Source organism: Streptomyces sp. NPDC029956 (genome assembly GCF_055574655.1).
In genome coordinates this window covers 25,938-34,237 of record NZ_JBVHZJ010000079.1, presented here as the reverse complement: position 1 = coordinate 34,237, position 8,300 = coordinate 25,938, and the positions used below count along the sequence as shown (strand labels likewise).

The 8,300-nt window shown below is 74.4% G+C and carries 10 protein-coding genes; 6 read left to right on the top strand and 4 right to left on the bottom strand.

The window, feature by feature from the left end; all coding sequences use genetic code 11:
- The first annotated feature begins 93 nt into the window (after positions 1–93).
- Genes ACZ4XX_RS37100 through ACZ4XX_RS37090 form a run of 3 tightly spaced genes read left to right on the top strand, consistent with a single transcriptional unit; the run spans position 94 to position 1,658 of the window.
- Positions 94–369 (top strand): response regulator transcription factor, encoded by a 276-nt coding sequence (locus tag ACZ4XX_RS37100; protein WP_468512224.1) that lies wholly within the window; start codon positions 94–96, stop codon positions 367–369.
- Between the two features lie 37 nt (positions 370–406).
- Positions 407–865 (top strand): group II truncated hemoglobin, encoded by a 459-nt coding sequence (locus tag ACZ4XX_RS37095; protein ID WP_468512219.1) that lies wholly within the window; start codon positions 407–409, stop codon positions 863–865.
- 28 nt (positions 866–893) lie between these two features.
- Positions 894–1,658 carry an adenosylcobinamide amidohydrolase gene (locus ACZ4XX_RS37090; protein ID WP_468512218.1) on the top strand — a complete coding sequence of 255 codons (765 nt, stop codon included), beginning with the start codon at positions 894–896 and terminating at the stop codon, positions 1,656–1,658.
- Between the two features lie 46 nt (positions 1,659–1,704).
- On the opposite strand, the gene ACZ4XX_RS37085 is transcribed toward ACZ4XX_RS37090, so the two are convergent.
- Complete coding sequence (locus ACZ4XX_RS37085; protein ID WP_468512217.1) at positions 1,705–2,493, bottom strand: alpha/beta fold hydrolase; 789 nt, start codon at positions 2,491–2,493, stop codon at positions 1,705–1,707.
- Between the two features lie 557 nt (positions 2,494–3,050).
- Here ACZ4XX_RS37085 and ACZ4XX_RS37080 point away from each other — a divergent pair.
- Positions 3,051–3,452 (top strand): Rieske (2Fe-2S) protein, encoded by a 402-nt coding sequence (locus ACZ4XX_RS37080; protein WP_468512216.1) that lies wholly within the window; start codon positions 3,051–3,053, stop codon positions 3,450–3,452.
- On the opposite strand, the gene ACZ4XX_RS37075 is transcribed toward ACZ4XX_RS37080, so the two are convergent.
- A complete protein-coding gene (locus ACZ4XX_RS37075) occupies positions 3,439–4,182 on the bottom strand; it encodes a cysteine hydrolase family protein (RefSeq protein ID WP_468512215.1) in 744 nt (247 codons plus the stop codon). The two genes, ACZ4XX_RS37080 and ACZ4XX_RS37075, sit on opposite strands and share 14 nt — an antisense overlap.
- A gap of 78 nt (positions 4,183–4,260) precedes the next feature.
- Here ACZ4XX_RS37075 and ACZ4XX_RS37070 point away from each other — a divergent pair, with 78 nt between their 5' ends.
- Entirely contained in the window at positions 4,261–4,728 is a 468-nt protein-coding gene (locus ACZ4XX_RS37070; RefSeq protein WP_468512214.1) for a pyridoxamine 5'-phosphate oxidase family protein, read from the top strand.
- Positions 4,729–4,787: 59 nt separating this feature from the next.
- Here the strand turns inward: ACZ4XX_RS37070 and ACZ4XX_RS37065 are convergent, their stop codons facing one another.
- Positions 4,788–5,690 carry a LysR substrate-binding domain-containing protein gene (locus ACZ4XX_RS37065; RefSeq protein WP_468512213.1) on the bottom strand — a complete coding sequence of 301 codons (903 nt, stop codon included), beginning with the start codon at positions 5,688–5,690 and terminating at the stop codon, positions 4,788–4,790.
- A 73-nt stretch (positions 5,691–5,763) separates the two neighbouring features.
- Between ACZ4XX_RS37065 and ACZ4XX_RS37060 the strand changes: the two genes are divergently transcribed.
- Positions 5,764–6,834, top strand: a complete 1,071-nt coding sequence (locus ACZ4XX_RS37060; protein WP_468512212.1) for a DMT family transporter — start codon at positions 5,764–5,766, stop codon at positions 6,832–6,834.
- Positions 6,835–6,945: 111 nt separating this feature from the next.
- Here the strand turns inward: ACZ4XX_RS37060 and ACZ4XX_RS37055 are convergent, their stop codons facing one another.
- Positions 6,946–8,280, bottom strand: coding sequence for an aminotransferase class I/II-fold pyridoxal phosphate-dependent enzyme (locus ACZ4XX_RS37055; protein ID WP_468512211.1), 1,335 nt, complete (start codon positions 8,278–8,280; stop codon positions 6,946–6,948).
- Positions 8,281–8,300 lie beyond the last annotated feature (20 nt).

The following is an 8,300-nucleotide window of genomic DNA, read 5'->3' as shown; positions in this document are numbered from 1 at the left end:
CCCCCCCCCCCCCCCCCCCCCCCCCCCCCCCCCCCCCCCCCCCCCCCCCCCCCCCCCCCCCCCCCCCCCCCCCCCCCCCCCCCCCCCCCCCCCCTGGCCCGGCTGTCGCCCCGCGAGCGGGAGGTCCTCGGATTCATCGGGCAGGGTCTGTCGAACGGCGAGATCGGTGCCCGCATGCACTTCTCGGTCGCCACGGCCAAGGACGACGTCAGCGCCGTCCTCGGCAAGACCGGTGTCGCCAACCGCGTGCAGGCGGCGGTGATCGCGGAACGCGCGGGCCTGCTGTGCACCGGACCGCACGACGGGACCGAGGGGATCGCCCCGCCCCGCCGAGAGCGAACATCCTTGGATCCGGGACCTGTTGTGTGAAAGCTGGCAGGACACATCCCGGATCCGGAGGCCCCCGATGACCGCCGAGCACACGAACACCCTGTACGAGGCCGTGGGCGGCGCCGAAGCCCTGCGCCGGCTCTCCGAGACGTTCTACGAGGGGGTGCTGGCCGACCCCCTCCTCGCACCGGTCTTCGCCGACTTCACCGCCGCCCATGTGGAGCACGTCGCGGTGTGGCTGGCGGAGGTCTTCTCGGGGCCCGCCGAGTTCACGACGGAGCTCGGCGGCCACCAGGCCCTGCTCCGCGCCCATCTCGGGCTCGGCATCACGGAGGAACAGCGCCTGCGCTGGATGGAGTTGATGACGGCGGCCGTGGAGAAGGAGCTGCCGGACGACGCCCTGCTGCGCCGCCGGGTGGTGGAGTACTTCGACTGGGGCACACGGATCGCCAAGGACGTCTCGGCCTCCGCGCCCGGCACGGACCTCGGCGAGCCCGGCCCCACCCCGCGCTGGGGCTGGGGCGGCCTCGCCTGATCCGAGAGGCACCGCCTAGGGTGCGGGGGTGCCTACGCGAACCCTCCTGACCAGCGCGTCTCTCGCCGACGCGGCTCTGCTCGCCCACACGGAGCAGGGCCGTGACTGGCCGCTGCTCGTGTGGGCGCCGGGGCCGGGCGTCCGCATGGTGTCGAGCGCGGTGCTCGGCGGCGGCATCGGCGAGCGGGGGTGGGTGATCAACGCCCAGGTGCCGCCCGGCTACGACCGGCTCGATCCCGTCGCCCACCTCCGGGACCTGGCCGCCGGGGCGGGGCTCACCGGCGCGGGCGTGGGTCTGATGACGGCCGCCTCGGTCGCGGACCGGTGCCACGCCGAGGACGGCGGTGTGCGGGCGGTGGTCACCGCGGGGATCGGCGTACGGGGCTGGGCGGCGGCGCCGGGCGTCGGTGGCGTCGCCGTCCCCCGCCCGGGCACGATCAACATCATCGTGTCGCTGCCGGTCCCCCTCACGGACGCGGCCCTGGTGAACGCGGTCGCCACCGCCACCGAGGCGAAGGTGCAGGCCCTGGTGGAGCTGGGTGCGGACGCCTCAGGCACACCGACGGACGCGGTCTGCGTGGCGGCCCCGTTGCCCACCGGCCCGCACCCCGGCACCGACACCGACACCCGCACCCGCACCGACGCCCGCCCCGGCACCGACCCGCACACCCACACCCACACCCACGCCGAAGCCCAACCGTTCGCCGGCCCGCGCTCCCTGTGGGGCGCCCGCCTGGCCCGCGCGGTTCACGGAGCGACGCACGCCGCGTGCGCGGGCCTGATCACCCCGTAGGGTCCGAGCCGGCCCGTGACACCGCGCGAAGCTCCGCCCACGCTCCTCACCCGTGCGACAGCAGCGCCGCCGTGAGTTCGGCCGCCCGCCGGTGCCACAGATGGGCGCCGCGGAGCATCGCGTGGCCGCCCGTCGGCATCGGGATGCCCGCCGCGTCCGCGCCCGCCGCGCGGGCCCTGCGGACGAAGTCCCAGGACGCGCGGGCCGAGGTGACACGGTCGCTCTCGTCGTGGAGCAGGTAGAGGCGCCGACCGCCCAGGTGCTCGACGGGCTCGTCGGTGGGGCACCAGGGCGCCAGGGCGACGACACCGCGGACGGCGGAGTCTCCCGCGGCGGCGAGTGCCGCGCGGCCGCCCATCGAGTGCCCGACGAGGACGACGGGGACGGACCCGGCCTGTTCCCGGAGGCGTACGAGCGCGCTCTCGGCGTCCTTGGCGGCGTCGGCGCGCTCTCCGTTCCAGCCCCGGTGGCGGTAGCGCACCTCGGCGATCAACACGTCCCGGCCCCGGACGGCCCGGCTCACGGCGGTGGCGAAGGGCCTCATGCGCAGCGCGGCCAGGTTGAGGGCGGGCGGCGGCCCGGGCCCGTCGGCGCGGCCGCCGTGGAGCAGCAGCACGGCCGCGGTCGGCACGGCGGGCGCGCTGCGGACGACGAACGCGCCGGGGTCCGCACGCCGGGCGGGGCACAGCGTCATCGGGCGCTCGCCCCGCTCCCGGGCCGGTGCGGTGGCCGGCGGGGCCGTCCGCTCGTGCGGGCCTCCGGCTGTCCGGGCTGCTGCGCCATGGTGGGCCTCCAGGAGTCGCTTGCCGCTTCCCCGGTGGAGCGGTCCGCTCACGACACGGGGGGAGACGACCGTGAGGCCCGCAGTCTGCCAGGTCGCACGGCCCGTCAGATACGGACCCCGGAAGTCGGGGAGGCGCCGGGCGCGTCACGGTGTGCCCCGTGTCCCGGTGGGCGCCGCCGGGGCGGGGCAGGCGACGGTGCCCGGCCGTACGGAGAGCTTGAGCCTCGGCGTGGTGAGGACGGAGGACCCGTACGGGTCCCGTCGAGCCGTCGAGCCGCACGACGGTCCGGTCGACGACGACGGCACCGTACCGCGTCCCGTAGAGGCTGCTGGTCGTGAAGTCGACGGGCCGGTCCTGGACCGGGAGGCCGACGGCGAGCGCGCCGCTCGCCGTGGCGGAGCCGAGGCCGCCGAGGTCGGAGACGACGAGCGAGACGAAGGACCGTCCAGCCCCCGGCGACGAGCCGGACCAGATGTCCAGGATCAGACACTCTCCTCATAACCGTAAGGAGGCGAACGCCCGATCCTGTGAACGGGACACAGCTCACCGCCGTACCTTCTGGCAGGAGCACAAGTGCACCGAACGTACGAGGGAAGAGGGGCAGCACATGAGCGGAGTGGCACGCCGGACGGTCGTCGCGGCGGCGGGCGGCGCGGGTCTGACAGCGGCGCTCACCGCCTGCGGGGGCGGCGGCACGAACGACAAGGGCGCGGCGGCGGAGGGCGAGACGCTCGCACGGACCGCGGACATCCCGGTGGGCGGCGGGAAGATCCTGGCCGACAAGGGCCTGGTCATCACCCAGCCGAAGGCCGGTGAGTTCAAGGCCTTCTCCTCGAAGTGCACCCACGCGGGCTGCGCCGTCAGCAGCATCAAGGACGGCGTCATCGTGTGCCCGTGCCACCAGAGCCACTTCGACGTGTCGGACGGCAGTGTGAAGTCCGGCCCGGCCGGCTCCCCCCTGCCGCCGACACCGATCCAGGTGGTCGGCGACGCGATCAGCCTCGGCTGACGACGCCTCCGGCACTGCCGCCGCTTCCGGTACCGCCGGTGTTCCCGGTCCTCCCGGCGCCCGGTGTGCTCGCCGCGGCCCCGGACCGCCGGGGAAGCTTCCAGCAGGCGAGTATCTCGTCGGTCGTGGTGATCGTGGCGACGAGCGCGAGGGTGTGACGGATCATCGCGGGGGTGTAGTCGGCCGGCACCCCCGCGATGGCGTCCCCGGGCACGACGACGGTGTAGCCGAGGTTGACGGCGTCGAAGACGGCGTTGGGCACGGCCACGTTGGCGGAGACTCCGGTGACGATCAGGGTCCGGCAACCGAGGTTGCGGAGCAGCGGGTCGACATCGGTCCCGGCGAGCGGCGAGAGTCCGTGCAGGCGGCGTACGACGAGGTCCTCCTCGGCGACCTCGATCGGTTCGGCGATCCGTACCGCAGTGCTCCCGCTGTGCTGCTGTACGGGAAGCCGTGCGGCGGCCCGGAAGAGCCGGGCGTTGCTGTTGGCCCCCCGCCCGTCGGGGCGCCGTTCGGCGACGGCGTGGAGGACCTGGACGTCCGCCTCGTGCGCGGCGGCCACCAGTCGGGCGACGTTCCGCAGGGCCCCCGACGCACGTGCGGCGGCGGCCAGTTCGGGCAGGGCGCTCTCCGGTCCGACGACTCCCTGCTGACACTCGACGGTGAGCAGCACCACCCCACCGTCCGGCCGGATCCGCTCCCCGAGCCGCTCTCTCGCCCTCTGTTCCATGGTCTCTCCCCTTGCACGCGCGCGATGGGCCCCCCATGCTTTCTGACGTCTCATCAGAAATCTAGAAGGGTGCGGACGATGACCGTCGCACAGCGCCGTGGACGCCGGATCATGATGACCCCGGCGGAGCTCGACTCCTTCCTCGCCGAACAGCGCACCTGCCGGGTCGCGACCGTCTCCGCCGACGGCCGCCCGCACGTGAGCGCGCTCTGGTTCGCCTGGGACGGCTCCTCGCTCTGGCTGTACTCGCTCACGCGCAGCCGTCGTTGGGCGGAGCTGCGCGCCGACCCGAGGATCGCCGTCGTGGTGGACGACGGCGAGGACTACGGCGAACTGCGCGGCGTGGAGCTGTCCGGCACCGTCACGTTCATCGGCGAGGCACCGCGTACGGGCGAGCCGTGCCCCGAACTGGACGTGCCCGAACAGCTCTTCGCCGCCAAGAACTTCGGCCTGGACGCGATGCCGCACGACGGCAGGCACGCCTGGATGCGCCTGACGCCGGACGCGGTCGCGTCCTGGGACTTCCGCAAACTCGCGGGCCTCTGAGGAGAGGCGGGGCGGGAGTCAGAGGCGAGCGGCGAGCGAACGAAGGGGACGAGCCCGGGTCAGCTCGCCAAGGTCTCGGCCGCCGCCCGCAGGGCGCCGACGACCGCCCGCACCGAGGGACGGCGGCCCGCGTCCGCGCGCCAGGTCGCGTAGATGTGGCGCCGCACCTGCTGCCGTACGGGCACGAAGACGACCCCCTCCGGCACGGGCCGCCCGAGCCTGGGCGTGACGCACACCCCGAGCCCGGCGGCGACGAGCGCCAGCTGCGTGTGGTGCTCCCCCGCCAGGTGACCGATCCGCGGCTCGATGCCCTGGGAGCGCAGCGTGAACATCAGCCAGTCGTGGCAGAACTCGCCCTCGGGCCAGGACACCCACTCCTCGTCGGCGAAGTCCACCAGGTCCAGGTCCTCCCGCCCGGCCAGCGGGTGCCCGGCGGGCAGGGCCACGTCGGCGGAGTCGTCGAGGAGATGGGCGCGCTCGAGGCCGCCGGGCACGGGCGCCCGCTTGTTGCTCCAGTCCAGGACGAGCGCGAGGTCCGCGTCGCCGCGCAGCACCGCGCGCACACCGTTCTCCGGCTCCAGTTCCGTCGTACGGACCCGGAGGTCGGGGTGCCCCTCGCGCAGGGCGGCGAGCGCGGCGGGGAAGAGTCCCCGGGCGGCCGTCGGGAAGGCGGCGACCCGTACCTCGCCCACGACCTGGCCGCGCTGGGCCTCGATGTCGGCCTGGGCCATCTGGACCTGGGAGAGGATCCGGGCGGCGTGCTCGGCGAGCAGCTGCCCGGCGTCGGTGAGCCGCACTCCCCGGCCGTTCTTGGCCAGCAGCTGCTGGCCCACCTCGCGTTCCAGCTTGGACAGCTGCTGGGACACGGCGGAGGTGGTGACGTGGAGTCCGTCGGCCGCGCCGCTGACCGAGCCGTGCCGGGCGACGGCGTCGAGGGTGCGCAGGCGCTCCAGATTCAACATGTAAGCGATACTAAGGGAAGGGGTCGAGGAATTCTCGCTTGTTCTAAGAGGTCGGGGCGGTCACCCTGAGTGCATGAGCCCCGCAGCCCCGCCCACGGCACCCTCCGCCCCATCCCGCGCCCCACGCCTGCTCGACTGGCGCGTCCGCTTCGGCGTACTGGCCCTGATCTGGGGTTTCAGCTTCGTATTCATCAAGGTCGGCACGGAGGGCTTCGCGCCGTTCCAGGTGACCTTCGGACGGCTCCTCTTCGGTACGGCGGTACTCGCCGTCGCCCTGGTCGTGAAGCGTGACCGGCTGCCGCGCGGCGCCCGCGTCTGGGGCCATCTGACGGTCGCGGCCTTCCTCCTCAACGCGCTGCCGTTCTCCCTCTTCGCGTACGCCGAGCTGACCATCCCGTCGACGCTGGCGGGCATCTGCAACGCCACGACCCCGCTGTGGGGCATGCTGCTCTCCCTCGTGGCGCTCTCCGAGGACCGCCCGACCCGGGTCCGCGCAGCGGGCCTGGGCATCGGCTTCATGGGGGTGCTCACCGTCCTCGGCGCCTGGCAGGGCTTCTCGGGCGTCGACGTCACCGGCACGGCTCTGGCCCTGCTGGCCTCGTTCAGCTACGCGGTCGGCTGGATCTACGTCCGCAGGACGCTGAGCGGCACGGGCGCCTCGAACCTCTCGCTCGCGGGCTCCCAGGTCGGCCTCGCGACCCTGCAACTGGCGGTCGTCACCCCGCTGTTCACCTCGCTCCCGAAGTCGGTGGAGGTACTGCCGCTGCTGGCCGTGATCGCCCTCGGCGCCCTGGGTACGGGGTACGCGATGCTGCTGCAGTACGGGGTGGTCGCCGAGGTCGGCCCGACGACGGCCGCGATGGTCACGTACTTCATCCCGGTCATCGCCACGGCGGCGGGAGTGGCCCTCCTGAACGAACAGCTCGCCTGGAACACCCCGGTCGGCGCGATCATCGTCCTGGCCGGCGCAGCCCTCACCCAGACCCGCACGTCCCTCCGCACAACACCACCCCCTGTGGCGGGCAGTCGCCCCGCCGGACCGGAACGGGCAGGCGCATCGGACGTCACCCACCCCGTCGCGGGCAGTCGCTCCTCAGGAGCGGAACGGGTGGGCGCAACGGACGGCGCCCCCGGCCGGCCCTAGGCCCCCTGCGCCTGAACCCGCACACCAGGTGCGGTGCACTGCGGGTGCGGGCCCGGGCACGAGGAGCGGAGGCGCCGCCAGGAGACGCCGCCCGCACCACACACCCCCGCCTCACCCATAGCTCCGCGCCACCACCGGCCCCACCGCCCCCGCGACCGCATCGGCCAGCGGCTCCACGTCGGTCACGGCGAGTCCCGACACCGTGAGCCGCACCGCCGGCCCCGTCTCCATCCGGAACCGCGCGCCCGGCGCCACCGCCCACCCCGAAGCCACGAGACCGGCCACCGCCCCGGTCTCGTCGGGCACCGGCACCCATACGTTCATGCCACTGCGCCCGTGGGCCTCGACGCCCCGCCGGGCCAGGGCCCGTACGAGTCCGTCGCGCCGCTTCCCGTACGAGCGCGCGACGACCGCCGGGTCGACCGCGTCCGTGGCCCAGAGGTGCGCGACGGTCCCCTGGAGGAGCCGACTGACCCAGCCGGGACCGAGCCGCTGCCTGCCGAGCACCCGGTCGACGGTCTCGGCGTCGCCGGTGAAGGCGGCGATCCGCAGGTCGGGGCCGTAGGCCTTGGCCACCGAGCGGATCAGCACCCAGTGGTCGGTGCCCCCGGCCAGCGGGTGGAGCGCCTGCGAGACGATGCCGTGCCCGTGGTCGTCCTCGATGAGCAGCACACCGGGATGCCCGGCGAGCACGCGCCGCAGCTCCCCCGCGCGGGCCTCGGTCACACACGCACCGGTCGGGTTCTGCGCCCGGTCCGTCACGATCACCGCCCGCGCCCCGTCCCTCCTGATCGCGCGCTCGACCGCCTCCGGCAGGGGCCCCTCGTCGTCGACGGCGATCGGCACGGGCCGCAGCCCGAGCGCGGGCACCAGGTCGAGCAGGCTGCCCCAGCCCGGGTCCTCGACGGCGACGGCGTCGCCGGGCCTGAGGTGCACGGCGAGTACCCGCTCGACGGCGTCGAGGGACCCGGACGTGACGCCGACGGGCCCGTCCGGCACCCCGTCCGAGTCGAATGCGGCGCGCGCGAGGCGCCCGAACCCCTCGTCGACGGGAGCCTCTCCGTACATGCCGGGCCGTTCGGCGTACCTCCGCGCGACCTCGGCGAAGGCCTCGCCGAGCGGGGGCAGCAGGACGGGGTCGGGGCTGCCGTTGCTGACGTCCCTGACCCCGGCCGGGGCCTCCACCCGGATCGAGCCGCGCGCCGTCGTGGCGGGCCGCGGGCGCACCCGACTGCCGCGCCGCCCGTCCGTCTCGATGACCCCGCGTTCACGCAGGGTGCGGTAGGCGGCGGCGACGGTGTTCGGGTTGACGCCGAGCACGCCGGCCAACTCTCGCATGGGTGGCAGGAGTCGCCCTGGCTCCAGAGCTCCGAGCCCCACTCCCCGCTCCACACTCGCGGCGATGTCCGATGCGCGACGACCTTCGATCCGATACTCTCCTAGCACAAACACAAGTATGCACTAGT

Coding starts and splice junctions, on each gene's coding strand:
- ACZ4XX_RS37060 (WP_468512212.1), top strand. CDS start 5,764: ATGAGCCCCGCAGCCCCGCCCACGGCACCCTCCGCCCCATCCCGCGCC.
- ACZ4XX_RS37095 (WP_468512219.1), top strand. CDS start 407: ATGACCGCCGAGCACACGAACACCCTGTACGAGGCCGTGGGCGGCGCC.
- ACZ4XX_RS37075 (WP_468512215.1), bottom strand. CDS start 4,182: ATGGAACAGAGGGCGAGAGAGCGGCTCGGGGAGCGGATCCGGCCGGAC.
- ACZ4XX_RS37070 (WP_468512214.1), top strand. CDS start 4,261: ATGACCGTCGCACAGCGCCGTGGACGCCGGATCATGATGACCCCGGCG.
- ACZ4XX_RS37065 (WP_468512213.1), bottom strand. CDS start 5,690: ATGTTGAATCTGGAGCGCCTGCGCACCCTCGACGCCGTCGCCCGGCAC.
- ACZ4XX_RS37080 (WP_468512216.1), top strand. CDS start 3,051: ATGAGCGGAGTGGCACGCCGGACGGTCGTCGCGGCGGCGGGCGGCGCG.